General features: G+C 54.6%; 24 protein-coding genes. 7 read left to right on the forward strand and 17 right to left on the reverse strand.

Annotated elements, in window-relative coordinates; all coding sequences use genetic code 11:
• Positions 1 to 8: 8 nt before the first annotated feature.
• The 16 genes from I2123_RS24340 to I2123_RS24415 form a co-directional block, all read right to left on the reverse strand.
• On the reverse strand, positions 9 to 3437 hold the full coding sequence (locus I2123_RS24340; protein ID WP_213052734.1) for a type VI secretion protein IcmF/TssM N-terminal domain-containing protein: 3429 nt from the start codon (positions 3435 to 3437) through the stop codon (positions 9 to 11).
• Positions 3438 to 3443: 6 nt separating this feature from the next.
• Positions 3444 to 4061, reverse strand: a complete 618-nt coding sequence (locus I2123_RS24345; RefSeq protein WP_112166144.1) for a DotU family type IV/VI secretion system protein — start codon at positions 4059 to 4061, stop codon at positions 3444 to 3446.
• Positions 4058 to 5437, reverse strand: coding sequence for a type VI secretion system baseplate subunit TssK (gene tssK, locus I2123_RS24350; protein WP_213052735.1), 1380 nt, complete (start codon positions 5435 to 5437; stop codon positions 4058 to 4060). The genes I2123_RS24345 and tssK overlap by 4 nt, the downstream gene beginning before the upstream one ends.
• A gap of 1 nt (position 5438) precedes the next feature.
• Complete coding sequence (locus tag I2123_RS24355; RefSeq protein WP_213052736.1) at positions 5439 to 6092, reverse strand: type VI secretion lipoprotein TssJ; 654 nt, start codon at positions 6090 to 6092, stop codon at positions 5439 to 5441.
• The gene (gene tssA / locus I2123_RS24360) at positions 6089 to 7168 is read right to left on the reverse strand and encodes a type VI secretion system protein TssA (RefSeq protein ID WP_112166149.1); all 1080 of its coding nucleotides are present in this window, start codon (positions 7166 to 7168) and stop codon (positions 6089 to 6091) included. The genes I2123_RS24355 and tssA overlap by 4 nt, the downstream gene beginning before the upstream one ends.
• Positions 7169 to 7191: 23 nt before the next feature.
• The gene (locus tag I2123_RS24365) at positions 7192 to 7491 is read right to left on the reverse strand and encodes a PAAR domain-containing protein (protein ID WP_112166152.1); all 300 of its coding nucleotides are present in this window, start codon (positions 7489 to 7491) and stop codon (positions 7192 to 7194) included.
• The gene (locus tag I2123_RS24370) at positions 7491 to 7958 is read right to left on the reverse strand and encodes a DUF6931 family protein (protein ID WP_213052737.1); all 468 of its coding nucleotides are present in this window, start codon (positions 7956 to 7958) and stop codon (positions 7491 to 7493) included. The genes I2123_RS24365 and I2123_RS24370 overlap by 1 nt, the downstream gene beginning before the upstream one ends.
• 23 nt (positions 7959 to 7981) lie before the next feature.
• Positions 7982 to 9943, reverse strand: coding sequence for a type VI secretion system Vgr family protein (locus I2123_RS24375; RefSeq protein ID WP_213052738.1), 1962 nt, complete (start codon positions 9941 to 9943; stop codon positions 7982 to 7984).
• Positions 9944 to 10009: 66 nt separating this feature from the next.
• Positions 10010 to 10948, reverse strand: a complete 939-nt coding sequence (gene tssG, locus I2123_RS24380; protein ID WP_112166158.1) for a type VI secretion system baseplate subunit TssG — start codon at positions 10946 to 10948, stop codon at positions 10010 to 10012.
• Positions 10939 to 12762, reverse strand: coding sequence for a type VI secretion system baseplate subunit TssF (gene tssF, locus I2123_RS24385; protein ID WP_244879943.1), 1824 nt, complete (start codon positions 12760 to 12762; stop codon positions 10939 to 10941). Before tssF ends, tssG begins: the two co-directional genes overlap by 10 nt.
• On the reverse strand, positions 12728 to 13144 hold the full coding sequence (locus tag I2123_RS24390; RefSeq protein ID WP_112166162.1) for a type VI secretion system baseplate subunit TssE: 417 nt from the start codon (positions 13142 to 13144) through the stop codon (positions 12728 to 12730). Before I2123_RS24390 ends, tssF begins: the two co-directional genes overlap by 35 nt.
• A 55-nt stretch (positions 13145 to 13199) precedes the next feature.
• Complete coding sequence (locus tag I2123_RS24395) at positions 13200 to 13682, reverse strand: hypothetical protein (RefSeq protein WP_213052739.1); 483 nt, start codon at positions 13680 to 13682, stop codon at positions 13200 to 13202.
• Between the two features lie 34 nt (positions 13683 to 13716).
• The gene (tssC, locus tag I2123_RS24400) at positions 13717 to 15198 is read right to left on the reverse strand and encodes a type VI secretion system contractile sheath large subunit (RefSeq protein ID WP_112166166.1); all 1482 of its coding nucleotides are present in this window, start codon (positions 15196 to 15198) and stop codon (positions 13717 to 13719) included.
• Entirely contained in the window at positions 15195 to 15683 is a 489-nt protein-coding gene (gene tssB / locus I2123_RS24405) for a type VI secretion system contractile sheath small subunit (protein WP_112166168.1), read from the reverse strand. Before tssB ends, tssC begins: the two co-directional genes overlap by 4 nt.
• Positions 15684 to 16279: 596 nt before the next feature.
• Positions 16280 to 16924: a TenA family protein gene (locus I2123_RS24410; protein ID WP_213052740.1), complete on the reverse strand. Its 645-nt coding sequence runs from the start codon at positions 16922 to 16924 to the stop codon at positions 16280 to 16282.
• On the reverse strand, positions 16924 to 17769 hold the full coding sequence (locus tag I2123_RS24415) for a BtpA family protein (protein ID WP_213052741.1): 846 nt from the start codon (positions 17767 to 17769) through the stop codon (positions 16924 to 16926). The genes I2123_RS24410 and I2123_RS24415 overlap by 1 nt, the downstream gene beginning before the upstream one ends.
• Before the next feature lie 27 nt (positions 17770 to 17796).
• Here I2123_RS24415 and I2123_RS24420 point away from each other — a divergent pair, with 27 nt between their 5' ends.
• Positions 17797 to 18663, forward strand: a complete 867-nt coding sequence (locus I2123_RS24420; RefSeq protein ID WP_213052742.1) for a PfkB family carbohydrate kinase — start codon at positions 17797 to 17799, stop codon at positions 18661 to 18663.
• 43 nt (positions 18664 to 18706) lie between these two features.
• Here I2123_RS24420 and I2123_RS24425 read toward each other — a convergent pair whose 3' ends face one another.
• Positions 18707 to 19657 (reverse strand): ABC transporter substrate-binding protein, encoded by a 951-nt coding sequence (locus I2123_RS24425; RefSeq protein WP_112166176.1) that lies wholly within the window; start codon positions 19655 to 19657, stop codon positions 18707 to 18709.
• Between the two features lie 362 nt (positions 19658 to 20019).
• Here I2123_RS24425 and I2123_RS24430 point away from each other — a divergent pair, with 362 nt between their 5' ends.
• The 6 genes from I2123_RS24430 (at position 20020) to I2123_RS24455 (ending at position 26151) form a co-directional block, all read left to right on the forward strand.
• Entirely contained in the window at positions 20020 to 21045 is a 1026-nt protein-coding gene (locus I2123_RS24430) for a LacI family DNA-binding transcriptional regulator (protein WP_120078252.1), read from the forward strand.
• 367 nt (positions 21046 to 21412) lie between these two features.
• On the forward strand, positions 21413 to 22159 hold the full coding sequence (locus tag I2123_RS24435; RefSeq protein ID WP_167457496.1) for an ATP-binding cassette domain-containing protein: 747 nt from the start codon (positions 21413 to 21415) through the stop codon (positions 22157 to 22159).
• Positions 22160 to 22179: 20 nt separating this feature from the next.
• The gene (locus tag I2123_RS24440) at positions 22180 to 23181 is read left to right on the forward strand and encodes an ABC transporter permease (RefSeq protein ID WP_167457495.1); all 1002 of its coding nucleotides are present in this window, start codon (positions 22180 to 22182) and stop codon (positions 23179 to 23181) included.
• Between the two features lie 3 nt (positions 23182 to 23184).
• Positions 23185 to 24267 (forward strand): phosphotriesterase family protein, encoded by a 1083-nt coding sequence (locus tag I2123_RS24445; protein WP_213052743.1) that lies wholly within the window; start codon positions 23185 to 23187, stop codon positions 24265 to 24267.
• 10 nt (positions 24268 to 24277) lie between these two features.
• Positions 24278 to 25033, forward strand: a complete 756-nt coding sequence (locus tag I2123_RS24450) for a glutamine amidotransferase (RefSeq protein WP_213052744.1) — start codon at positions 24278 to 24280, stop codon at positions 25031 to 25033.
• A complete protein-coding gene (locus I2123_RS24455) occupies positions 25033 to 26151 on the forward strand; it encodes a M20 family metallopeptidase (RefSeq protein WP_213052745.1) in 1119 nt (372 codons plus the stop codon). Before I2123_RS24450 ends, I2123_RS24455 begins: the two co-directional genes overlap by 1 nt.
• Positions 26152 to 26168 lie beyond the last annotated feature (17 nt).

Raw genomic sequence — 26168 nt, forward strand, 5'->3', positions numbered from 1 at the left:
TACGTAAATTACCGGCATTCAGCCGCATTTGCCGGCAAGCCGGAGAGTTGTCCGCGCAGCGCGGCAGAAGGTTCTTCGCTTGGCTGTTGTTCTTCCAGCGCCTGTTTCTGTTCCTGGAGAACCGCGAGCTGGTCGTCCAGCTTTGCCCAGTCCATCCACGCCCTTTGCAGCGTCTTCTGGTCGGAAATCTTAAAGCGCAGCAACACATGTTGGATGTTCAACGCCGTCATGGCCTCCGCGTTATCTTCAAAATCATGGGCGTCGATCAACGCTTCGCCATGGGCAAACGCCTGAAGGAAGTCAGGCCATGCGCTACTGCCGCTATAGCGGTAGCTGGCGGTGAACTCGGGGAATTTGACGTCCAGTTTTACGCTCTGGCATTGTCCCGGCAGCCAGATGAACTGTGCCTCTTCGGCAAAATTCATGTTGTCGAGCACCTGGACACCGCTCTGGCATTCCAGCGTCAGGCGGGAACCAATGGGGATCAGTCGTGCGCCTTCCGGTACGGTCGCTGGCTGGCTGACAATGCCGACGCTGTAAGGTTTGATTTCCAGCGCTTTTTGCTGCCCGGTCAGTTGCATAATCTGATCGTTAAGCACCGTAACTCGGTCGGCGTTTTGTGTGTTCTGGCGCTGCGGCACATCAAGTACGTCTTCCGGGTTCAGCATGTGACGGGCAATGCGCACAAACTCATCGGTCAGCGGGACCGTCTGGCCCTGGAATTCACCGGCCTGCGGCCCCTGATCGCTGACCACCAGCAAACCTTTGGCTGGGCCACGGACGAAGTCAGCCAGATACTGCCAGGTCAGCGCCTGCTGGGCGTCATAATCCTCCTCCTGGGCATTCTTACGCATCGCCCAAAGCACCTTGCTTTGCCACTGCTGATTGAGCCAGCAGCCGGAGCGGGACACCGCATGGCCAAGCAGCGCGCTGGCGTCGCTTTTGTACATTGACCAGACTGCTTCCACGCCAATTCCCTGACTGCGCGGTTCCGACATTTTGCGCAACTTTTCAAAACTGGCGAACAGGGTGACCAGCGGATTAATGTTTTTGGCATCCGTCTCCGTGGCGAAAAGCCCGTTGGTGAGCGCCGGACTCAGGGCGGCCTGATTCAGCGCCTCTGATGCTGCCGCATTCAGCGATTCCAGCCACTTCTTCCATGCGCCGGTTTGTGGCGTGGCGAGAGGGGAGGCCGCCGGTAATTTTCCGCCCCGTAACCATTTGGTCAGCCCGCCACGCAATGTGGTGTCAACCTGTTGCACTTTCTTCAGGGTTGGATTTTCTGCCGCCTGCATCGGAAGATTCTGTAACTTTTGCAGTTCTGTCAGCCATGGCTGAGCACTTTGCGCAGGAATATCGTCGAGTTCGAGAGCGATTCGCCGGGCAAAGAGCATGGCGGGACTCTGCCCCTGAACGATGGCAATCAGCTGGTTTTGCGTCAGGGAATGAGCTGCCTGATTTTGCACCAACGGAGTCACGGTAAGCAGCAAATCACGCCAGGCGTTCTGGCGCAGAGCCGGCAGCAACTGCTTAAACTGTTGCAGCGCCGGCTCCGGCTGTGTTTTGCTCCCTGCCTGCGCGATCAGATCCACCCATGCGTTGAGTTGCGCTTCGCCCTGAAGTGTCCAGATCCCAGAGAGCGTAGCGGGCACCTGCGGCCAGTAATCGCTGACCTGAAGGGCAGGCAGGCTATTATCCGGCGCGGTCAGCCACGCCAGCGTACGGTCATCATTGATGAGGACTGACAGCAGGCGACGCAGAGCCGCCAGTTGGTTTTCGCCACCCGGTTGTTGCATTTCCCAGCGCTCTATTGCCAGTCGCGCGTGCGGCGATGCGGAAGGATCGATGGCGTTGAGGCGCAGGGCGTGGGGGATAGGCGGTCGCAGGCTCAGCGCCGTCAGCGAGGCACCGTCACGCATCGCCTGACGGGTAATCAGGGTTTGAGCGAGACTGATCACCATCTGGCGCCGGGTTTGCAACGGCGCAGTCAAAAATTGTTGTTCATACGCCGCGAACTGCTGGCTGGTGTTCATAGGCTGAGACGGAAGCCGGGTACGCAAACGTTGTTCAACCCACAGATGTTGATGGTTAAGTACGTGCGCAAAAGGCAGATACACCAGCGGTGCATCGCGATGCGTTTCGTTCTTCATCAGCAATTCCGCCAGCTCTGTCGCGGACAGCGAAGCCGTGTCGTGCTGCATCAGTTTTGTGCTTTTCAGCGCGCTGTAACCCAGCGCAACGACGCAACTCAGTAGCAACAATCCCCCCAGGACCACGCGCAGTCTTTTGTTGTGATTCCACTGCACGTCACGAGTGGCGCTGAACGCCGGAAGATGGTGCGTCAGCAAATCGTGAACAAAGGACGTGGTGCGGCGACTTTTGTTCAAATCCTGTTGCTCACTGGCTGTAAACCACACGCCACCGAGCGTAGCCGGAGTGAAGTAAGCGTTGGGTTCGCATAGCGAGGCGAGGAAAACCCGCAGCGGCTCTTCCTGTCGGGCGAAAGATTCCGGGAACGCGAGCAGCGCGGCCTTTGCCTCTGCCGAAACGGGCGCGCCAGCCATGCTGATGCGGGCAAGATCGAAGCCCTTTTTCAGCGCAGTAAAAAGAGGCAGCAGCGTCGAGACGTCTTTGCCGTCGATTTCCGGCGGCGTCGGCCAGTAATATCCCAGCGCCTGCTGTTGCTGAGCCGGGGAAAGCTGCTTCGTCCAGAGGCTGAAAGCAGGGAATTTATCGCACTGTGTCACCATTATGTAGAGTGGCAGCTGGCGCATAAGCTTGCGCGTCAGGGGTTCGATTTGGGCGCGGATTTTACGCGCCTTCTCATGCAGCACGCTGACGTCTTCATTGATGAGATCGGTGACCGACAGACCAATCAGAATGCCTGATGGCGCGGGCGCACGGGCTATCCAACCGACCATTTTCCCCCAGGCCCGGTGGAAAGTGGGTGTCCCGTTGAGGAAGTTACCGGACAGGTCGAGGATGCAAACGTTGCGGAAAAACCACCATCGCAGGGTATGCGTCGGCACCACAGTATTATCATGTTCATCACTTGAGAACATCGGCAGGCCCGATCCGGCGAGCAATGACGTTTTGCCGCAGCGGTCGCCGAGCAACAAATACCAGGGGATCGGCGGACGTTTACGCTGAATACGTTTCACCACCGCTGCGCCAGATTTCCAGTGCTGAAACAGCACGTATTCCCGGCGCGAAAGGCGAAATTTTTCGAAAAAGCGGTGTGCTTTCTTCTCTTTAATCAGCTGTGTCAGCCAGAGCAGTGCGCTCCACAGCACCAAGGCCGCGAACATCACACTTATCCAGACTGCAAAAATCATGACCGTACTCCACTCGCGCCAGAGCCCGAGGGTGCAGCAGAAGAGAAACACCAGACATAGCAGCAGCAGCCATCCTGCGAAAATGAATAATTTTTTCAGCATACGTTCTTATGAAAAATAAAGGGCCTGAAGAAGCACCAGGGTGGCGTAAAACACCGCCAGCCCCAGAAGGGCAAGCACAACGTTGCCCTTTGAGGAGGCGAGCGACGATCGTTTTCTGACGCTAACCGGCGTGAGCGGTGCGTCGTTCGGCCACTGTTGCCAGGCATGAGGCAGGCAATGCTGGCGCTGTTGTCCGATGAGAACGCTCAGGGCATGACCGTCCTGCGCGGCGCTATATTTCCCGTGGAATCCATTTTGCAGACAAAACAGGAACACGCGGCGCACCTGAAGGTGCTCTTCTTTCAGGTCGTTCAGCCTTACAAAGAACATCTCGCCGCCGATGGAGGTCTGGAAGTATTTACGTTGCAGCAAATCGTAGCGCCAGCGTTGCGCAAAGGGCTGTGCCGAACACAGAACGGTTTCATCGAGCCAGACCACCACGGCAAAGAACGCCTGATCCCGCTCGAAATCGGTCACGTCCTGATACTCGGCGTCCTTCACTGCGCCCTCGATCCGGGAGAGGCAGATCGCGCGGAAGGTGTCGTAATCGGCAAAAAGCGCAGACTGATACGCGAATTCGGCGGCCAGTTTGAATACGGGCAGATAGCAGTCGAGGAGTGTCATTGGTTGGGCACCATAAAGACCAGTTGCACCTGTAAGTCGTCAGGTGCATCAGCCCAGTAAAAAGCGACATTTTTTTGCTGTTCGACGCTTTTCCATCCATCTTCATGCCGGTTCAGCACAAAATAGCAGGAGTCTTTTCGGTCGGGCACACCGCGTGGTGAAGGGTTCGCCCACACCGAGGTGATACCTGGCAGAGCGTGCTGAATAAGGGCGCTGATGGCGTTCTGCGGTGCGATTTTGAATTCCCCGCCCGCCTTAAAGGTTAAGTGCCACGACGCCAGTTTTTCGGACCGCAGCAGCAGCAATACCTGACTGGCCGGCGGGATTTCTCCGGGCATCAGCTCGCCGCGATAAATCCGCTGTTCGTCAGATTTCAGGGTGATGTAGGTGTTGTCTTCCAGCGCCAGCCCGTTGAGCAGGGCGATCAGCGTTTTCCTGACACTGCTGAAGCAGTCGATCAGGTTGAAGTGATCGTAAGGCAACAGCGATGCGCCACCGTCGAGCCATTCGCCGGTGAATGAGCACATGTCGTTAAAGGACGAAATCTCCCCCACCAGCTGCACCAGCAGGCCATAGATTTGCCACGGATGAATGATCGGCGCACGGCAGTAATGCTCAAGCAGCGGCAGCGCACGGTTGAGGGAACGCATTGCCAGCAGCTGCGTGATGTCACCGGCGCTTTTACTGCCGTTGCTCAGCTGATCGGGGCGTTTATATTCTTCGAGTTTGTGGGCACGGCTGCTGAGTTCGGCGCGCAGGCCTTCCAGCAGCGTTTTAAGCGCCGGGGAGCCGGTCAGCGTCACCGCTGGCGGACTGAAACGCGGATCGAAAATCACGCGGTCGTTGTCATAACGCAGTTGCAGCAGCGGCAGGCACTCGCAATCGACGGCGGTTTCTTTCTCTGCCTCGCTCAGGATGCGAACGTTGTAGGCAATCCGCGGCACGGCACTTTCCGGACCTTTGTGATAAACGTCTTTCATCACACCGTCATCGGCCTGGTTGATCCAGCGACTGCTGGTGCCGGTGCTGACGTTCGGATGATCCGGGTCGAAACGGCGCAGCGCCAGCCACAAGGTGAAAGGCTTCTCGCGCTGTTTCCAGGCGTCACGAAACTGGCGTGGCTCGATCAGGCAATTACCCGGATATTCGAGATAATAGCCTGAGGGCAGGATCAGGCGCAGATGGTCAATTTTGAGCGAAAAATCGACCAGCGTTTCATGATTGATGTCGCACTCGATCACGCCGACGTTCCACGGCTGTGCCAATTGGCGCTGTTGCGCCAGCATGTAGCTGTGATGGAGATCTACCGACTGAAAATGCTGTGGTTGCAGATACAAACCGGAGTACCAGTAAATCTGCTGCTGTTCTGGGTACATGTTATTTCTCTCCCCCCGCCGGGACGTTGACAGGCGAGTTCTGCACTGGCTGAGAGTCTGCAGGCGACTGAACGTCATGTGGCGATGAATTTTTCGTCAGCTCTGTAATGCTCTGACTGCCAAGCCTGACGTTAAGGACCAGCGGAGAGAGTTGTGCGGACCACTTTGGTGTCCACCAGCCAGTGCTGGTGAGAGTGACCGGGATACTGACCATCGCCATATGCTGTTTTTTCGGGAACGGGTAATAGCCAGCGACGATTGCCACCTTGCGGGTATTCTCGCTGCGGTCGATGTGCAGCGTGATTTGCTGACCGGGCATGGTGGCGTAACGGTCCACTTTCAGGATGTCATTTTCGGCGCCCGCGCCGTTAAACAGACTTTTCAGCTGCGCCGGATTAGACAGGACTTTATTCAACGAACTGGCATTTTGCGCCTGAATCACCAGCAAAGTGCAGCTGTTGGCAATCTCATTCCAGCTGTTCAGGCCGGGATCTGCCGTGATGTTGAGGGCGATCGCGCCCTGACCAAACGGTGTGGCCACCTGATCGATGGCCTGCTGTTCGGCGGAGACCTTATTACTGGTCTTTTCACCCGCGCAGCCACACAGCAGAGTGCTGGCGATGAAAAGTAATAATGCTGTGCTTAGGGCTTTCACTCTTTTTGTCCTTTTAGTACGTTGTTGATTTCACGCATGCTTCCACTGTCAGTCAGCATTTCGTCAAGCCATTCGGTGAGTGTCATGTTCGCCCAGCGCGCCGCACGCTCCATCAGGAACGGCACCGGGCTGGAGGGTTCGGTCTGGCGGAAAAAGTGGGCGATAGACAGCATCTGACTGATGGCCTGTTCACGCGAAAGCAGCTGATTGCGGCCCGGTGCCTGATAAGCATCCCCCATCTCAAAGGCGACAGGTTCGTCGGTGAGATCGGTGAAATCCAGATTCAGCATTTCACTGCCCGTCGGGATCGCCCGCTGTGCCAGACGTTGCAGAAAATCCGTACTGTCTGACAGGCTTTGGCGTGTTTGAGCAAACAGGGCGTGAGGCTCTTCCTGACTCAGCGAGAAATAACAGGCTTCCAGCCGATCGAGCTGAGTTTTCAGGCGCTCAAGGCTACCGGCCCGCTGGCTGATTTCGATGGAAGAAAACGTCGCGGCGAGCACATCGAACGTCTCCATGCTCAGATCGCCTTCTTTGGCTATCATGTCGTCGCGTGAATCCGGCCACGTACAGATTTTATGTTCGAAGGCGAGCACCCTGTGCCAGTGCGCCAAAGAAGACTCCGGCTGGCGGATCAGCGGACGGGTGTACAGCAGCTGACTAATATCGCGATCGAGTCGGCTGAGTTTGCTGTAGCGGACCGCCGCGCCCTCATCATCCAGCGTGGGCCAGCACTGAAACCAGAAGTGCGTGATGAATTCACTCAGGAATTGAAAGCCAGTTTCTGCGCCCTCAATGCCCTGTAAGTGAGTCAGGGACTCAACCAGCCAGCAGCCTACCTGCAAATCTTTGCTTTGCTGGGAAAGCGCGGCAACGCACAGCTTGCGAACTTTGTGCCAGTCAGCGCGGCGCGGCTCAGCCATAGTCCATTCATCTTGCGGAAGATAGTCCGGGTCGCTTTCGCGAGACTGACGGATATCATCATAAATTTGCTCGTATTCCAGATTGAGCCCTGCCGGTTGTTCCGGGCTGATGGGCATCAACATAGCGGCTATTTCTGGTTGCATTACTGACATATCTTTTTCCAATTAAAACAAAACTATCCAATAAGAACTTTCGGGCAGCCCATGACGATAGTGCCGCCGTGCGCGCAGCTGTCACCCATGCGGGCAGCCGGTTTTTTGCCGATCATTACTTTGACGCTGCCCATGACAATGCTGTCCGGAGGGCCCACGCAGACGGCCATTGAGCCGACGGTGGCGGCGGGCATGCCACCAATCAGTACCGTAGGCACGCCGGGCGGCAGGATCGGGCCACCCACGTGAGGGATCGGCGGCAGGCCGGGCGTGACCATCGGGCAAACGTGCATATCTGAAACGCGAGCTGCAGGTTGTCCCATCAGGCTTTCTCCTGAGTCCATTGCGCCAGAAGGCGGCGGGTGCCGTCTGCCGGATTGTCGGTGTTGCGCGTCGCCAGCATCAGCAACACGCAGCGGCGCATCTCGCCGCTGAGGTGCGGTTCGGGATACACCGGTTCCAGCCCTTCCGGGCTCATGCTGCCCTGCGACCAGAACAGTGACAGTGCGAGCGCACCTGCCGGGGTGTCGAAACCCAGGATTTCGGCGTGGTGGAAAATCTGCCAGCGTAATTTTTCATTTGGCTCGGCATACCAGCGCTGCATTTCGTCCAGCACCTGTGCGCAGGCCGGGTGTGCGATGCGGCGCAGGCAGCCGAGCAGCCAGAGGCTCAGCGTGCGCGGGTCGGCCTGCTTCACCCACAGGGTTAGCACCTGTTCCCACTGGTCGTCGGCACTTTGCTGCATATTGCTTTGCCCGTGCGCCGCGGGGGGATAATCGTAATCAGACATGCTGTCTCCTTAAGCTGTGTTCCTTAGCCAATATTGATGATGCCGCCTTTAATCTGCGTCATCCCGCTACCCTGTACGGTGGTCATCGCACTTTTCAGTTCGGCCGTGCCGGAGCCTTCGATTTTGATCATCGTGCCGCTGATGGTGATGCCGCTTGGCGAAATCGCGATTTTGCTGGAGCCGACCTTCAGCTCGATGGACTGCGTGGATTCGATCACACAGGTTTTGTCGGTTTTAATCTTGCCGCTGCCGCCGGTCGCCGTGAGGGAGTAATTACCGTTATTCAGGCGGGTGGTGACGTTGCCGGTGACTTTCTGCTCTATATCGCCTTTATCGAGGGTGATGTGCAGAGATCCCTGTTTGAGCACCAGCGTGTCGTTGCCTTTGGTGATTTCCGTCTCGCGGTTCGCACCGATTTTGCTTTTAACGTCGCGCGTGACCTCACTGGTGACGTCGTTTTTCACGGTCATCAGCAGGTCTTTTTGCGCGACGATCGTCAGCTTCTCTTCGCCTTTTTTATCGTTAAAACTCAGCCGATGGCCGTCTTCCATCCCACCTTTGCTGGTGCTGCGCGTGGCGAAGCCGGATTCCGTTTTTTCGTCGGGGAGAGTGAAGGGCAGTTTGTGTTGGCCGTTGTAAACCGAGCCGGTGACCAGCGGAAAGTCAGGGTTCCCCTGAATAAAACTGACCAGCACTTCACTGCCGATGCGCGGGATAAACTGAAAACCGAACTTGCTGCCGGTCCAGGGTTGCGAGACACGTACCCAGCACGAACTGTTGTTGTCATTTTTGTTTTCGGTATCCCACGGAAACTGGATTTTGATGCGGCCGTATTCGTCGGTATGAATTTCTTCAGAAGAAGGACCGACAACTTTGGCGATCAGCACGCCCACAATGTCCGGCGCAGTCCGGGTACAAACCGGGCGCCATTTCACACTGTTGCGCAGTGTCTGAATTTCACAGTGGTAGCTGCTGGTGCTGCTTTCGAAATTATTGGTGGCCTCAAAGCTGAGCGCCTGAATGCGGTAACTGTCGTTGTCTGTCGGGTGGTCGGTCAGGCTGAACACTTCGCCGCAGCTGAGCCAGTGGGCGTTAACGGTGACGTCGTACAATTGGGTGTTGGCCTCAAACGCCTCCATGGCGTTCTTAGCTTTGCTGGTGATCTCTGCGCGTTCGGCGAGCGGTGTGACGTCAGTAAAGGTCAGATGGTCGACGCTGTGCGTTTTCGATGTTGAATTATTGCTGTCGGCCACCGCCGCCGCTTTCTGCATGTTATAGCCAGTCATCGCGACTTCGCCGGGAATAAGCGACGAGCTGATAGACCAGGTTTCAATGTTGCCGGGAGTCAGAACTTGCCCCTGATGGTGCCAGGGCAGCGTGCCCGCTTTGGCCGAAGGGTGTCCGGCCGGATGATCGGCCAGTACCATCTGGTGCTGATTTTCCTGATGTTTGAAAAAGTAATAGATACCTTCTTCTTCCAGCAGGCGGCTGATGAAATCGAAATCGGACTCACGGTACTGAATGCAATATTCCCGTTTCTGATAGCTATTTCGCAGCTGGAGATCCACCTGGCTGATGTTGTGCTCGCCCAGGAGTTTGCTGACCAGATCCGGCACGGTCATGTTTTGCCAGACGCGCGTCGAGCGCCCTGACTGCAACAGCGCAAAGGCGGGCTCCAGCCGGAAAAGGCATTCCGTCTGGCCGTAGGCATCTCGCTTGCGCTGGATGCGGGTCACAATCCCGTGCAGATAGCGCCGGGGCAGATTATGTATACCGTCGCCAATCTCGCAGGACACCGCTTTGCCATGTAAGGCAGCAATGCCTTTCTCATCAAGCGCCGTCACCGAGCGCAGTTCATAGCAAAAAGGCGTGGAAACCGTCTCGCTGCCGTTGAGTGACAGCAGTAAGAAATCCGAGGCAACGGCGCCGTTCCAGTGCAGGAAGTGATTTTTCTGCATCTCTTTTAGTTGTGCGGTTAATAACATTCTCATCTTCCTTTTGAAGTGCTGCGTGATGGCGGAACAGTCGCGACATCGGGCAATATTGCTGGCTTATGCAGGCAGCGGCAGACAAACGTGGCGCAGGGCGGTGGGGTCGCGCTGGCCGATACAAATATCCAAACCCAGCTGACCGCCACCCAGTGGCACGGGCGGGCTGCTGTCGCTGCTGATGGTGAGATGGACTGAGAAATCCAGCCCCGGCCCGACGTATTCGCCAATGTGCCCCCAGATTTCCTGATAAAACTTGCCCTGCGGCGTGAAGCGTTGCGAATGCGCCTGACTCATCGGCCCGAAGGTGACATCAAAGTTCGACTGAACTTCCCAGCGCACGCGACCAATCATCGGCGCGGTTTCCAGGGTGTGCGTCAGGTTTCCCAGCTGACAATGTTCGGTTTCTTCAACGGTTTTCCAGCCGCCGGTGAACGGCGTGATATGCACCGGCACGCCGTAATATTGGCCGAGCCACACTTCCAGATTGACCAGCGACCGAACCGGCGATGAAAACAAATGGGCATACTTTTCGCCGCCTGAGACTGACTGCGACGTCAGTAAACCGGTCAGCGCCAGCGTTGCCTGTTGTAAGGGCTGCTGAGTTTGTGATTCGGCGAGGGCGTAAAGATGGTTTTTCTGCCATGCGAGGTAATCCAGGCAGTAAAGCCGGTGGCCAAACATATCCAGAAAGGCTTTGGCGCTGCGGTCGCCATAACGATACTGACGTCCGATCATCCATTCCGTGTAGGCCGTCGGTAATGCGCCTTGCGCACCGGTAAGCCCGTTCTGCCAGACAGTTATGCGCAGCGGATCGTCAGGATTTTCCTGCTCGATACCGGCAATCTGACCGGAGGGCGCTTCCAGAGAAAGAGGAGAGACGAGCCGCAGCTTTGCATCCAGCGTGTCAGCTGTGGTGGTGTGTTTGCCACGCAGCTTGTGCAACAACGTGCGCACCTGTTGGTAGAAACTGAACCTGCTGGTGATGCGTGTTAAATCCATGACAGTTTCCCTGCCCGCACCGGCCAGACACGGCGTGTGTGTTCTTCATTTTCAATCAACGTTGTGACGCGGGTGAAGCTATTGACCGGTGCATACAGCCCGAGAAAGTGATCCAGAAAACAACACAGCAGAAAGTATTCGGGTTCGTTCAATGCGTCATGGGCAAATGTCAGCGTCAGCGCGATACCGCGCGCCATCGTCTGCGGATCGCTGGCCACCAGACGCGTAGTGATCGGCTGCACGTCAAGATGCAGGATCATGTTGATGATGCGCGTGATAGCCGGAAGATCATGAAAGTTGTACAGCATCAGCGTTTCCCGCAATACCTGTACGCCCTGAGTGCCGCTGAGCAACATGTGATTGAGGGACAGCTGGGAAATCAGACGCCAGCGGATAGCACTTTTATCGGGCGGCTGGACAGGCCGCGTCGGACGGTTGAGGGCGCTGATTTTCAAGTCTGCCAGCGGCAAATCTGAGTCAAAATCGCCGTCCGGATGACCGTTTTTCATCTCACACGGAATTGTCTGATTGGTACAGGTTAAGCTCAGCGTGACCATCTCGGCTTGCGGCCCAGCGGCCTGGCTATTGCGGTTGGCAAAAGCGATAAACACTTTACGTTCAGACCCGGCGGCGTTCAGGGTTTCGCGCTGAAAGCTCTGCCAGTAAATGCCTGCATCACCCTCAATGCGCGAGTGGTCGATACCAAACAGCGGCTGGACGGGCACCATCGTCCTGTCCTTATCTTCGCCGCCCTGAATAAAGACATGGTTAATCGCCCAGACGTCAATCTGTTGCTGGCGACGGATATCAGGAATGACCGGGTATTCAGCAGTGTTTTCCGTCAGCGTGATCGGTTCTGCACGCTGGGCAAACAGGTTGATGGCTGGCGTGCAGTTAAGGCGGAAAAAGGAAGTGTCGATAATCTTCGCCAGCTTTTCCAGATGATGATTCAGATGCGTGCGGTTAAATACCACTTCAAAACTGAACACAGAATTGGCGGCGGCGTGAAAAGTCTCCGGCAGGCGGATATCCAGAAAATAGAACTTCTGCGGGAAGAAAAAATAATCCTGTAGAAGCGCATGAATCGGCGCCACACGGGGATCCTGCCCCAGCAGGCCCTCTTCGTGACTAAACCCTGCCGGGGTTACCGCCGTACTTTTCAACGGATAAGATGCGTCGCCCTGATGAACACTCAGCTGGTTAATTTCAGAGCACAGCAGGGTATAGAGAATGTTGACCGCGTTACCCGGACCATGCAAAAACAACCGCAGGGATTCGCCCGCCACCGTCGCACCGGACCACACCTGAAAACTAAGGTGCAGATGCCAGCTAAGATCTTCCTCGTCAAAATGCAAACGGGTCTGATCCACCGACAGTGGCAACAGAACCACGGGGTACACGGTCTGAAACTGGCACGCCGCGTCCTTGATGTGCCGGGTAAACAGCGAGGCACCGGCGGCGATGGTGTTTTTATCGGTAATACCGCTGGTCAGCCGGTGGGGTTCAATGGAGACGATGCACGTGGAGGGCATCACTCGTAAAAACTGCGGGGCAATGGTGGTGAGCAGCGCTTCAGTGAGCTCCGGCATATCGTCATCCAGGCGCTGATGGATACGCGATGTTAATAACGCAAAAGATTCAATGATGCGTTCAACGTGCGGATCTTCGGATTCGCCTTCGATCATGCCCAGACGGCGGGCAATCTTAGGGAAACGGCTGGCAAAGGCTATGCCATGCTGTTTCAAAAAGGCCAGCTCTTTCTGGTAATACGACAGCAGCTTATTCATCGAAATAAAACTTACCGGTACAGTCATCCCACACCAGGTCAAATTTCACCGGCAATGTGTTGTGCAAAGCATTTATTTCAAAAATGACGTGAGAGGGATTATTTGTTTTAGTGATGATCGTCACGCCGGATAAACGTGGTTCGAAGCGCTGAAATGTATTTTTAATACGTTCTTCGATGATTGTTTTTCGTCTGTCTGTGTCATGAATTTGTGAAACCGATTCATTGATACCGTAATTTAAAATCGACGCATTCACTAACGGCAGGGTTTCAAGATATGCAAAACTCGAACGTGAAGAAAAAAGCATCTTAAGCTCATCGAGCAACCAGGTGCTTTTGTCTTCATTCCGGTAATTATCCTTTTCTACGTAAGGCGTATTATCACTCAGGCGAAGTAATAAGGATGGCATGGTAATATCTCTTTACAGTAAAGCAGTGCAAATGCACTGCTTTATTTTTCTAAGGTTATACGAGCGCTTTTTTAGGAATGTCGTATTTGATTGGTCCAATTTGATCCAGCGCAGTTTCGTCGGCATTTGGTGCATAGAAGGTGACTTCCACTGCGCCTTCAAAACTGAAGGACATATTCAAAAACAGCTGATCACGTTTTTCGAAGTTCATCGTGCTGATTTTACAGTTATGGTAAACAGTGCGTTGACATTCATAATCTTCTTTGTAGTGGTCAGAACTACGATGAACGATTGTGATCGTGAGATCTTTATAGCCACGTTTTAAATATTTCTCGTACAGGTTGCTGGTTTCTTTCGTTACCTGAAGAGAGATATGACAGCTGTCAAACATCGCGCCGTCCTGACCTGAATAAGTCGATAAACCGGAAGGAGCAAAACCTTCCATCCATTCTTTATACCCGGCCTCTTCAGATGACCCTTTAACAGCTTTACCGTCGATACTGATTTGTACGAACTGACACTCTTGGAGCTTTGCCATTTTTTATTTCCTTACTGTTGTTTATTAATAATAATTAATTACTGGCTGTGCCAGGTAAATCGGCGACGAGTCGTAACGACATGCTCAGTCCTTCCAATTGGAAGTGAGGCTTTAAATACGCAATCGCACGATACATACCAGGGCAACCAGGTACTTCTACAACTTCAACACTGGCTTCGCGCAGGGGGTAACGGGCTTTGGTTTCAGGGCCCGCGTTATCTGAAGCCACCACGTATCGCATGATCCATTTTTGTAAATAGTTTTCGCAGTCGGTGCGTGACATAAAGCTACCGACTTTGTCGCGTGCGATAGATTTCAGGTAATGAGCAAAGCGCGAAGTCGCGAGCAGATACTGTAACTGGCTTGACAGACGTGCGTTGGCGTTGGCCTGATCAGACTTATAAAGGCGTGGTTTATTAACAGATTGCACAGCAAAGAAAGCCGCATAATCCGTGCCTTTACAGTGAACCAGCGGAATAAAACCGAGTTCAGAAAGCTCTTTCTCACGGCGATCGGAAATGGTGACTTGCGTCGGGCATTGCATCAGGCGCTCACCGCTTTCGGAGACGTAGTTATACGCCGGCAGGGCTTTAACCAGACCACCACCTTCTACACCACGAATCGTTGCACACCAGCCGGTTTCTTCGAAGGAATCAACAATACGACCCGCCAGTTCAAAGGCGGAGTTGATCCACAGGTAATCAGAGCCGACTTCATTTTCCCGAATTGTTTCTTCAAAACCGAAAGTTTCAACTGCAATAGTTTTGGCCCCGTAAGGCATACGGCCAAGCACCCTTGGCAGGGTCAGACCGACATAGCGGCTGTCTTCCGTCTGGCGGAATGAGCGCCAGCGGGCGTAATCGGTGGTCTCGAACATTTTCGCCATATCTCGCGGGCGAGGCATGTCGGCAAAATCACTCATCGACAGCATGCCGGGGGCGATAGCGCTCAGGAAAGGTGCATGGGCCGCCGCCGCAACATGGGAGATTTGTTCCAGTAAATCAATATCCTGTGGAGTATTATCGAACTGAAAGTCCCCGACAAAAACAGAGAAAGGCACGCCACCAAAAGTACCGTATTCACTTTCGTAAACGGTTTTGAAAAGCATCGACTGGTCGAAATCCGACGCCGATTTAAAGTCTTTGATTAATTCCTGCTTGGTGCATTGCAGTAAACGAATCTGAGTATTTTCAGTCACACTCGATGCAACCAGCTTTTGCAGACCACGCCACGAGGATTCCCTTTTTTGGAATTCAGGTGCATGCATGATCAGGCTAACCTGACTGGAAAGCAGTTCATCAATGGCATGAATGCGATTCTCGATACTGCCAATCAGATCGCTTGATACAACCATTGCGCCAGAAACAACTTCCGCAAGAAAGTTATTCAGCTGCGATTTCATACGGTCACGGTCGGATTCCCGACGAATTGCCTGAGTGTTATCAATGATTTTATCGAGATAATCTTCGCTCAGCGCTTGTCCGGCGGGAGCATTCAGAGTTTGTTCAACACTCATTCTTCGTCTCCCTGGTTTTTGGTCACGCTGGAAGACGCTAAGTTTTGCTGCTGCAATAACTCTGAAAGCTGTTCTTTCAGGCGTTCGTTACTGGCGGCACGGTTACGCAGATCGCAAAGTTGTTCGCGCAGCTCAATCAGCTTGCGCAGAGGCTCCACCTGACGGGCAATATTGTCCGGTGAGAAATCTTCCATCGTGTTGAAGGTCAGTGAAACCGCCAGATTTCCTTCCTTTTCCGGTAATGTGCTTTCAACCAGAAACTCAGCCTGTGGCTGCATTGAAGACATGATCCCGCTGAAATTGTCTTTATCGATGTTGAGGAATTTTCGCTCACGCAGGCTATCTTCACTTTGGGTGAAGTCGCCCATGACACCGATAACAAGAGGTAATTCTTTTACCGTTTGAGCATCCCCAATTTCCACGTCATAGGTGATTTGTACGCGGGGAGGTCTGTTTTTATCTAATTTATGCTGTGTATTACTCATAGATTTATCCGGCATTATTTGGGTAGTATGATGAGTTAATTTTTAAGCGTAATTTACGAGCGAATAAATTTACTATCTTAAAAGCCGTGATTTTCACAAAAAACTTTAGATGATAATATTTTTTATTTCGCCAAATAAAATATAATACTTTATTTTTTGTCGTCGGCCTTGAGATTAGTACGCTATTTATCCACTCGTCGATAATGAAAACTAATCACCAAAGTAATATGGTTGCGTTATCGGGAGTGCTCAGTGAGGAGCAAAGGCTACCATAAAATGATTTTCAATCTAGTTTTTTTTGTTTTTTGTTGTGTCCAGTATCGGACTGTTGTTATTAAGTTAATGGATAATATTGATGGCTGATTGAATCATGTATTGATAGGTTGAATATGAATTAAGGGTTAAGTTTGTTTTCTAAATAACTTAATAAAAACTAATGTTTTGATTGCCTGCCATTATCAAAAAGAGGCGAGAAGGAAATAGCGAATTAGTAAATGTATTAATTTACATCATAGAAACTCTCCTATTATTGAAAATAAAAAAGCCGCATTCCTGCGGCTTTTTGCATCGGTTTTTGTCAAAAACCAACAGATCTTCTACGTTTTATACGCTGCGCTGTGAAAGTCAATTTCCCATTGCAGTACGTGGCCGTAAAGCACTGACAGCGAGGTCTGTTCACCCGGTGTCAGTTCCTCTGCACAGCGGTCCAGTTCCGCTTTTAGCCAGCACGCCTGCTGATAGAATTCGTCTTCTGTGTGCATTTCTATCCATCGGCGTATGTCCTGGTCGCGCTGACTTTTTTCGCTCACCCGACGGCACCAGGCGTAATACATCCACTCTGCGCCAAACATCAGCGTGATGATTTCGGCATAGCTGCCGAGTTGTGCCACCTTCAGCATGTTGTCGCTAAAATTTCTGACGCCGGGAAGACAGTCCGGATAGTCCGCCGGATTGACCTGCCGCTTCGCCAGTACGTCTTCAAACCAGGCGATCTGTGTATCCACCAGTGCATTCAGCACGCCTATCAGCCAGCGTTGTTGCCGGATAGCCGGCGCCTTGCTGACAGCCAGCGCAAAAATGGCAATCGCCGTCGCGACGAACTGGCCTTCAAAGACCAGATAGCGATTAAACACATCGGCTGGCAACGTATCGCGCTCAATGTCGCAGACAAACGGATGCTGCTGCATCCTTTGCCAGACATCCTGATGCTCGCGCAAAAGCCGGTCGGTGAACGCTTCCATCACTCCGCCTCCAGCACGGTACGCGCGGCTTCCATAAAGTGTTTCACCCGCGCCAGCTCGACGTCGTTCCACCACACGCCATTTACTTTTAATGCGCTGGCGACAATCACACCCTGCGTGCGCGAGAGGATTTCGCCGACGTTCTCCGGCGTGACGCCCGAACCCACCAGCAAAGGCAGCTCGGTGGCGCTGCGGATTTCGTCGATCTCGCTCAGGGTTGCGCTGTCGCCGGTGCGCTGACCGGTGGCGATCACTGCATCTGCTTCGAAGAAATCGACATCGCGCGTCAGCTCTTTAATCGAACGGTCAGCGACAATCGCGTGGCTGCCGTGTTTAACGTGGCTGTCTGCGAAAACGCGGATGTGTTCGGCGCGTAACAGGCTGCGGTAGCGCAATGCTTTGGCCGCTGCGCCTTCGATGAAACCTTCATTAGCGATGTAGGCATTCGCCCACTGGTTGACGCGTACAAAATCCGCGCCGCCGGAAAGGGCAGTCGCCAGCGCCGGAATGGCGGCATTCGCCAGTACATTAATGCCGAGCGGCACATCAAAGCGGGTGCGGATCCGGTCGGTAATCACCGCCATCAGCGCGGAGGTCTCCGGGCCGATGTCTTCGGGTTTGGAAAAGGGGATATCGCCATGATTTTCAATAATCAGGCCGTGAACGCCGCCGGAAATATAATTATCGGCATCGCGAAGTGCACGCTCGATAATATCATTGATTGATTTTCCGTTATATTTTGGCGTGCCAGGGAAAGGATCACAATGAATAACGCCAATGACCGCTTTCTTTCGTGAAAAAATAGCTTGTATTGCATTGATTTTTTCTGCTGATATAGAAACCATCTTCTTCATCCTGTTCAAGGAAACACTATGCGTGTTTATGTTGTCGGTAATATTACTGTCGATGAAAACTGGGCAATTGCCGATATTCCGACAAAAGGTTCATCTGTTCATGGAAATAAAGTCTCACAGGACATTGGCGGGAAGGGCGCCAATCAGGCAATTCTGCTTTCCCGCTGTGGAATAGACACCACGTTAATCGCCGCCATTGGGCATGATGTGAATGGCCAATGGATAACGAAAAAAATGCGTGACGAAACCCTGCGCGTTTTACCTGCCGCGTTATTCTCCGGTAACAGCGATACGTCGCTGATTTTTAACTGTGCCGATGGCGATAACGCCATTATTACTACCACCACTGCGGCCGATTCCTTAAGCCTCGAGACGCTCACTCAGGCGCTGAAAGATGCCGTGCCCGGCGATGTAATGCTGATGCAGGGCAATTTTACGTTCGACAAAACCCGCAGCCTGTTTCAGCTGGCGAAATCATGCGGCATGACCACGGTGTTTAACCCCTCGCCGGTCAAACCGGAATTCGCCCTCCTGTGGCCGTGGGTGGATATCGCCGTGCTTAACCAGCTGGAAGCGGAAGAACTGCAACCTGTCGGCGTCAAAAATCTGGTCATCACCCAGGGTGCAAAGGGTGCGACGCTGGCGACGCAAACGGATCAAGCCTTTTGCCCGGCTGTCGCCGCTCAGGCGGTGGATACCACCGGTGCGGGCGACACTTTTCTGGCGGTGATGCTGGCTTCCTCGCTGCTGCGAGGTACCGGCATTGACCCGTTATCCCTCGCGCACGCCAGTCAGGCTGCGGCGATTACCGTCGGGCGTCCCGGTACCTACAGCGCATTTCCTGGCGCGGCAGAGCTGAAATCCTTACTAAAGCGCACTACCTGAAACATCAAAAACCGGCCCGCATAATGCGGGCCGGATTGCCGGTTTATTTAAACAGCGGGCGGTAGGTGTCGACGTTAGTTTTCGTGACCACGGTGGCCGGAACCAGAATTTTCTTCGGCACGGTTTTACCGGCGGTGATGTCGTTCAATGCCTTCAGCGCCTGTACGCCCATCTGCTCCGGATCCTGTTGCAACACAGCGGCGACGTAACCGCCGTCAATGCCGGTGATGGCTTTCGCCGTCAAATCCCAGCCAAAGACTTTGATGTCTTTCTGGCGTCCCTGGTTCTCCACGGCGGCAATGGCACCGAGCAGCGCGGGTTCGCCGGTCGCGTAAATCGCCGTGAGATTCGGGTTGGCGGTGATCAGGTTTTCCGCCGCCGTCATCGCGCTGTCCTGCACGTTACGTCCGTCCACCACGTCGGCCACGGTTATCTTCTTGTTGGCTTTAATTGTGTCGGTGAAACCTTTCTGGCGATCGTTCTGAATGGCAGAGTTAAGTGCGCCGACGATGCCGACGTCCGCTTTGTCATTCATGTTTTTCTTCACGTATTCAAGGAAGTATTTGCCGAGGATTTTACCGCCTTCAATATTATCCACGCCGACCTGCGCCGCCTGCGGCCCGTCCGGCAACACTGCATCAATGGCGATCACCGGGATGTGTGCCGCTGCCGCTTCTTTAATCGCGGGCATAATGCCGTTGACGTCGATGGCATCGACCAGAATGCCTTTCACACCCTGCTGAATATAGTTTTCGATGGCGTCATTCTGAGCGACCGGATTATCGGTGGCATTAAAAATCACCAGATTTTTGCCGCTGGCTTTGGCTGCGTCCGTGGCCCCTTTATTCATGAGATTAAAGAACAACGCCTGCTGGTTAATTTGCACCAGTGCATAAGTGGGCTCTGCGGCTATTGCGCCAGACATATAAGTTCCTGACGCAAATATTGCGCTGGCCAGTGCTAAAACACGAAATTTTCCGGTGTTGAATATCATTGTTTTTGTCCTCATGGGAATTGAGATATAACCAGCATTGCCCTGGCGAATAATCGCTGAGCACAGAATGTGTTGGCAGGACAAATAGCAGAGTGATCGTCGTAAAACCTGTTCAAAAAAAACAGGCTGACCGCAGAGGCCGTCAAAAAACATTTTCGCGACCGGTCCGTTTCGGTGCGTGGATAAAATGCTTCAGGTCGGTTGGGAATTGCTTCCCGGGTGGTGCAGGTAAACTGGCTATTACAATTCTCTGCTTAGGATTTTTTGTCAAGCGCTATTTTTAAGCGGCGCGCAGGCGGTGGAAAATGCTATAACTCTTGCGCGTAGTTATGTTACTGATACCTTTTATCCAACGTGGTCTGATGATGAAAAAACGTGTGCTGTTATCCGATGTAGCAAACCTGGCAGGCCTCTCCAAGGCTACGGTGTCGCGCTATATGAATCACAGCATCGTTCTGCCGCAGGCCACCGTCACCCGGATTGAATCGGCCATTGCCGAGCTCGATTATCGTGGTAACAGCCTCGCGCGCCGCCTGAGCAAAGGCGGCAGCGAAACACTCGGGCTGGTCCTGTCGGATATCACCAACCCCTTCTTTGCCGAACTGGCGGACGCCGCCGAAGAAGCTGCGTTCGAAAACGGCTACAGCCTGGTGCTGTGCATCACCCGCAATAATCCCGAGAAGGAAAGCCAGTTTATTCACTGGCTGGATACCTGCCAGGTCGACGGTTTGCTGTTCGCCACCAACCGGCCAGATAATGGTTCGCTGCGCAAAGAAATTCAGCGTCATCAGCGGATTGTCTTGCTCGATGAAGACATTCCCGGCAGCTGCGCGCCGAAAGTTTTTGCTGACAACGAGCAGGGCGGCAGGCTCGCAACTGAACAACTGATTGCTGCCGGGCACCGCGAGATCGCGTTTATCGGCGGGCCGGATGCGCTGATGAGCGTGCGTGAACGCTATCAGGGCTTTTGCACCGCGCTGGCGCAGGCCGGGCTGAGCTGCCCGCCGGAATGGGTGATGTACGGCGATTACCGCCGCGAATTCGGCCAGCGCGCGCTTCACCAGCTGTTCAGCCGACCGCAACGCCCGACCGCCGTCTTTGCCGCCAGCGACTTTCTGGTGCTCGGTTTACTCGACGGTCTGCGCGACTTTGGACTGCGCGCACCGCAGGCGTTGTCGTTGGTGGGGTTCGATGATGCCAGCTATGCTGATTTCACCCAGCCGCGCATCTCCACCATCCGCCAGCCCGCACGGGAACTGGGGCGGACGGCGGTCAGTCTGATGCTGCGCCTGCTCAACGGTGAGGAAAATGTTCCCGCAGAAACGCGCCTGCCGGTCAGCTGGGTAGGGCGAGATTCCATTCAAAACCTGTTACCTGATCCAAAATAGCGCAAAATGCGCACAGTTTTAGCGCAATCCTTGTTCTCCACGCTTTAAAAACCTCTGAGTCAGTAAACCGGTTTACTGGCCTGATAAAAATTATTCAACGAAATTACAGCCAGTTAGAAAACCCGGTTCCTCTTGCCCCTGCGCTCTGGCACGGAAGCTGCTTAGTCTACTTCGGCTGGTAAGTAGTAAAGCGTTTTGTCCCACGGGCACTGGAGACAGTTCTGCTATTCAGGTAAACCGGTTTACAAGGGTGTAAGCCGTGAACAGCAGAACTTTTTTTCTCCCCGCCTTCAAACCCCTTACAACCGAAATCGGGTGACAGGAGTTCCAGATGCAACAGGCTAAACCCGGCGTACCGCGGGTAGAAATGGTCAATATCACCAAGACCTACGGGTCAATTCGTTCACTGCGCGGCGTGAATCTCAAGCTTGAACCGGGCGAAGTGCTGGGGCTGGTGGGGGATAACGGCGCGGGGAAATCGACGCTGACCAAAGTGCTGTCCGGCGCGGTGGTGCCGACCAGCGGAGCCATCCGCGTGGACGGCGAAGAGATGCACTTTACCAATCCGGCGGATGCCCGCCGTTGCCATATCGAAATGGTGTATCAGGATCTCTCGCTGTGCGACACCGTCGATGTCGCGGGAAATCTGTTTATGGGACGTGAGCCAATGAAACATCTGCTCGGGATCCCCTTTTTGGATCAAACCAAAATGCACGCCGATGCGCGGGAAATGCTCAAAGGACTGGGGATTTCGATTCCTGACACTCATCTGCTGGTACGCAATCTCTCCGGCGGTCAGCGACAGGCGATTGCCATTGCCCGCGCGGCGGCGTTCGATCCGAAAGTGCTGATCATGGATGAACCCACGGCCGCACTGGCGGTGGCCGAAGTCGAAGCGGTGCTGGAATTGATCCGCCGGGTCAGCGCCCGTGGCGTTAGCGTCATTTTAATCACCCACCGTTTACAGGATTTATTCCTGGTTTGTGACCGCATCATGGTGATGTACGAAGGCACCAACGTCGCGGATCGCAAGGTGGCTGAAACCAGTCTGGGTGACATTGTGAATCTGATTGTCGGCGAGAAATTCACCGCACAATCTGCCGCCGCGCATTGAGGTAAAACAGGATGAGTATGATCAACTTAAGTGGTTCACGGGTTATCCGGCACTCGCTGCCGCGGCGCATATTGCATAACCACTCGGGCGTAGTGAGCATTGCGCTGTTTTTTATCTTCTGTTGCGTGGTCTTTTCGCTTATCACCAACAACTTTCTCAGCAGCACTAACTGGCTGAACATCGTCCGCCAGAGTGCGCCGCTGCTGATCGTCGCCACCGCCATGACACTGGTGATCACGACCGGTGGTATCGATCTCTCGGTCGGCTCCACGCTGGCGCTGGTCGGTGCGCTGTCGGCGATTGCGCTTAATTACTGGGGATTGCCGTGGCCGGTGGTGCTGGTTGGCGGGTTAGTGCTCGGCGGTCTGGTCGGTGCCATCAACGGATTCTTTATCGCCTACGAAGGCATTCCGGCGTTTATCGTCACCCTCGCCATGCTGGCGGTGGTACGCGGCGTTGCGCTACTGATTACCCAGGGATATTCGATTCCGATCCCGGAAGACAGCCTTTTCGCCTTTATGGGGCGCGCCTGGGTTATTGGCATTCCAATGCCTGCCCTGATCGCCATCATTGCGCTGGCCGTCGGACATATCGTGTTGAATCACATGCGCTTTGGCCGCTATGTGACCGCCATTGGTGCGAATGCTGAAGGCGCGCGCCGCAGCGGTATCAACACCAAAGCCGTCACGCTTCGTGTCTATGTCATCAGCGGCATGGCCGCCGCACTGGCGGGGATGATTATCACCGCGCGGCTCGGCAGCGGGTCGTCGAATCAGGGTGAAGGCTTTGAATTGCAAGTCATCGCCGCCGTGGTGCTCGGCAGCACCAGCCTGTTTGGCGGTTTCGGCACCATCATCGGCACGTTGCTGGGCGCGATGTCGATTGCGATTATTCAGAACGGCCTGATTCTCTCGCACATTTCCCCGTTCTACACCCAGATTGCTACCGGCACCATCATTCTGCTGGCCATCTGGCTGAACACCCGCATTCTCAATCCGGCGCGATCGCCGTCGAAAGGATAGCCGATGAAAGGATCAATTTTTCGTCACGCCGATCCGCTGCCAGTGGGCGTGGGCAGCGGTCAGGTGATGACCGTGCTTGGGCCAATGCCGTTAGCCGAAATGGGCGTAACGCTGATGCATGAACACATTCTGCTGGATGCCTCCGGTAAGTGGGTCGCGCCGTGCTGTTGCAGCGATCGTCACGTCGCCGAAATGCCGGTCTCAATCGAAAATCTGGGCGAGCTGTCACTCAATCCGCTGATGAGCCGCGACAACTGCCAGCTGTTCGATGTGGACGTGGCGATTGAGGAGCTGCTGAAGTACCGCGCGCTGGGCGGGGAAACCGTGGTCGATCCGACCAATATCGGTATTGGCCGCGATCCTAAAGCGTTGCAACGGATTTCACGCCTCACCGGCCTGAACATTGTGATGGGCACCGGTTTGTATCTCGAGCCGTCGCACCCGGAATGGGTGAAAAGTATCTCGCTGGAACAGCTGACCGAAAAGCTGATTTATGACGTCGGCGGTGCGGAGAATAAGCCGGAGGTGATTGCCGGGCTTATTGGCGAAATCGGTGTTTCCAGCCGTTTTACGCCGGATGAGGAAAAATCGCTGCGCGCGGCGGGCAGGGCGAGCGCCGCTACCGGCGTACCGATCGAGGTACATCTGCCGGGCTGGGAACGGCTTGGCCACAAAGTGCTGGATATCCTCGAACACGAAGGGGCAGATCTGCGCCACACCGTGTTGTGCCACATGAATCCAAGCTTTGCCGATAAACGCTATCAGCGCGAACTGGCGCAACGCGGCGCGTTCCTCGAATACGACATGATCGGCATGAGCTACTACTACGCCGATGAATCTGCTCAATCTCCGTCTGACGAAGAGAATGCGCGGGCGATTCGCGAGCTGATTGATGACGGTTTCATCGGGCAGATTCTGCTGTCGCAGGACGTATTTTTAAAAACCATGTTAACTCGCTACGGCGGCCACGGTTACGGCTACATCCTGAAGCATTTTGTTCCCCGTCTGCGTCGGCATGGCGTCAGCGGCGAGCAGTTGGAAAACCTCATGATTAAAAACCCGCAGCGCGTCTTTGGCGGGGAATAAGGAGAAAGTGATGAAGAAGAAAATCCTGCTGGTGGGCGAATCCTGGACCAGCACATCCACGCACATCAAAGGTTTTGATCAGTTTGCCACAGCGACCTGGCACAACGGCGCGACCGGTTTTCTTGCCGCGCTGGCGGGCAGCGAGTATGAGATCACCCACATGACCGCCCACGACGCGCCGGTCAGTTTTCCACTCACACTGGCCCGGCTTCAGGAGTGGGACGCCATCATTCTTTCCGATATCGGCGCCAATACGCTGCTGCTGCACCCGGATACCTGGTTGAAAAGTCAGCGCACTGCCAACCGCCTGACGCTTATTCATGATTACGTGGCGGCAGGCGGCAGCCTGATGATGATCGGCGGGTATTACAGTTTTCAGGGGATCAACGGCGGCGCGCGTTATCGCAATACCGCCGTGGAAAAAGTGCTGCCGGTGCGCTGTCTGGCGTGGGATGACCGCATCGAAACCCCGGAAGGTATTTATCCTGACATCAAAGAGCCGCACGCCGTGTTTACCGATATCACCGGTGACTGGCCGTGGCTGCTCGGCTACAACGAAGTTGAGATGCATCCGGAAGGCAAACTGCTGGCAACGGTGGCCGGAACGCAGCATCCGCTGGTCGCGGTGCGGGAATATCAGCAGGGGCGATCGCTGGTGTGGACCAGTGATATGTCCGCGCACTGGCTGCCGGAAGAGTTCGCCGCATGGCCGGGCTACCGCCAGCTGTGGGTGAACTGTCTGGACTGGCTGACGGGTAAAGCCTGATGACCGGCCACACGTTAGCGCTGGCACAGCAACTGCTCGGCTTTGACACCATCAATCCGCCCGGCGACGAAGCGGCCTGCATGGCGTTTTTTGCCGGCTGGCTGGAGACGCAGGGTTTTGACGTCACGCTCAGCGGCTTTGGCGAAAAGCGTGTCAATCTGATCGCGAAAATGCCGGGCAGCCAGCCCGGCAAACCGCTGGCCTTCACCGGCCATCTGGACACCGTGCCGCTGGGGAATCAGACCTGGCAGCACGATCCCTTCGGGTCAGACGTCACTGCCGAAAAGTTGTACGGACGGGGGGCGAGCGATATGAAAGCGGCGGTCGCGGCGTTTGCCGTAGCCTGCGTGACGCATCAGACCGCCATTCGCGCCGGAAAGGGCGTCGTCATGATCATTACCGGTGGGGAAGAAACCGGCTGCGACGGGGCGAAAGCGCTGATCGACGAAGGGATGCTGCCACCGGTCGGGGCGCTGATCGTCGGTGAACCGACCGCTAACTATCCGGTTATTGGCCATAAAGGCGCGTTATGGCTGCGCTGCGAAACGCGCGGTAAAACCGCCCACGGCGCGATGCCGGAGCTGGGGATTAACGCTATTTATCTCGCCACTGAAGCGCTGGGAAAAATTCAGCATTTCGAACCGGGCGCGTCGCACCCACTGATGAAAAAGCCGACGCTGAACGTTGGGCGTATTCATGGCGGGCTGAACATCAATTCGGTGCCCGATCATACCGAATTTGACGTGGATATCCGCACGGCGCCAAACCTGCAACATGCGACCATTCGCCAGAATCTCACCACTGCACTCGGTGACAACGTCACGATTTCCACGCTGGTCGATTTGCCTGCGGTGCTCAGTGCGCAAGATAACAGTTGGATAAGCAACGTCTACCGGCGATGTCAGTCGCTGCACGCCGCCACGCTTGAGGCGAAAATCATGCCGTATTTCACCGATGCGTCGTTGCTGTTACCGGCACTGAATCATCCGCCGTGCATTATTCTCGGGCCGGGTGAGCCGGGTATGGCGCATCAGACAGATGAATATTGTCTGCTGAGCCGTCTGGCGGAAGCGGAACATCTGTACGGCGAGCTGATTGTCGACTGGCAGGAACACTAGGGCGGGAAAAGCCGCGA

The sequence above is a fragment of the Rahnella inusitata genome (assembly GCF_018288855.1).
Lineage (GTDB): Bacteria > Pseudomonadota > Gammaproteobacteria > Enterobacterales > Enterobacteriaceae > Rahnella > Rahnella inusitata.

Bases quoted from the DNA above. Each gene is read 5' to 3' on its own strand.
- I2123_RS24340 (WP_213052734.1), bottom strand. From the start codon at position 3,437: ATGCTGAAAAAATTATTCATTTTCGCAGGATGGCTGCTGCTGCTATGT.
- I2123_RS24345 (WP_112166144.1), bottom strand. From the start codon at position 4,061: ATGACACTCCTCGACTGCTATCTGCCCGTATTCAAACTGGCCGCCGAA.
- tssK (WP_213052735.1), bottom strand. From the start codon at position 5,437: ATGTACCCAGAACAGCAGCAGATTTACTGGTACTCCGGTTTGTATCTG.
- tssA (WP_112166149.1), bottom strand. From the start codon at position 7,168: ATGTCAGTAATGCAACCAGAAATAGCCGCTATGTTGATGCCCATCAGC.
- I2123_RS24365 (WP_112166152.1), bottom strand. From the start codon at position 7,491: ATGGGACAACCTGCAGCTCGCGTTTCAGATATGCACGTTTGCCCGATG.
- I2123_RS24370 (WP_213052737.1), bottom strand. From the start codon at position 7,958: ATGTCTGATTACGATTATCCCCCCGCGGCGCACGGGCAAAGCAATATG.
- I2123_RS24375 (WP_213052738.1), bottom strand. From the start codon at position 9,943: ATGTTATTAACCGCACAACTAAAAGAGATGCAGAAAAATCACTTCCTG.
- tssG (WP_112166158.1), bottom strand. From the start codon at position 10,948: ATGGATTTAACACGCATCACCAGCAGGTTCAGTTTCTACCAACAGGTG.
- tssF (WP_244879943.1), bottom strand. From the start codon at position 12,762: ATGACTGTACCGGTAAGTTTTATTTCGATGAATAAGCTGCTGTCGTAT.
- I2123_RS24390 (WP_112166162.1), bottom strand. From the start codon at position 13,144: ATGCCATCCTTATTACTTCGCCTGAGTGATAATACGCCTTACGTAGAA.
- I2123_RS24395 (WP_213052739.1), bottom strand. From the start codon at position 13,682: ATGGCAAAGCTCCAAGAGTGTCAGTTCGTACAAATCAGTATCGACGGT.
- tssC (WP_112166166.1), bottom strand. From the start codon at position 15,198: ATGAGTGTTGAACAAACTCTGAATGCTCCCGCCGGACAAGCGCTGAGC.
- tssB (WP_112166168.1), bottom strand. From the start codon at position 15,683: ATGAGTAATACACAGCATAAATTAGATAAAAACAGACCTCCCCGCGTA.
- I2123_RS24410 (WP_213052740.1), bottom strand. From the start codon at position 16,924: ATGGAAGCGTTCACCGACCGGCTTTTGCGCGAGCATCAGGATGTCTGG.
- I2123_RS24415 (WP_213052741.1), bottom strand. From the start codon at position 17,769: ATGGTTTCTATATCAGCAGAAAAAATCAATGCAATACAAGCTATTTTT.
- I2123_RS24420 (WP_213052742.1), top strand. From the start codon at position 17,797: ATGCGTGTTTATGTTGTCGGTAATATTACTGTCGATGAAAACTGGGCA.
- I2123_RS24425 (WP_112166176.1), bottom strand. From the start codon at position 19,657: ATGATATTCAACACCGGAAAATTTCGTGTTTTAGCACTGGCCAGCGCA.
- I2123_RS24430 (WP_120078252.1), top strand. From the start codon at position 20,020: ATGATGAAAAAACGTGTGCTGTTATCCGATGTAGCAAACCTGGCAGGC.
- I2123_RS24435 (WP_167457496.1), top strand. From the start codon at position 21,413: ATGGTCAATATCACCAAGACCTACGGGTCAATTCGTTCACTGCGCGGC.
- I2123_RS24445 (WP_213052743.1), top strand. From the start codon at position 23,185: ATGAAAGGATCAATTTTTCGTCACGCCGATCCGCTGCCAGTGGGCGTG.
- I2123_RS24450 (WP_213052744.1), top strand. From the start codon at position 24,278: ATGAAGAAGAAAATCCTGCTGGTGGGCGAATCCTGGACCAGCACATCC.
- I2123_RS24455 (WP_213052745.1), top strand. From the start codon at position 25,033: ATGACCGGCCACACGTTAGCGCTGGCACAGCAACTGCTCGGCTTTGAC.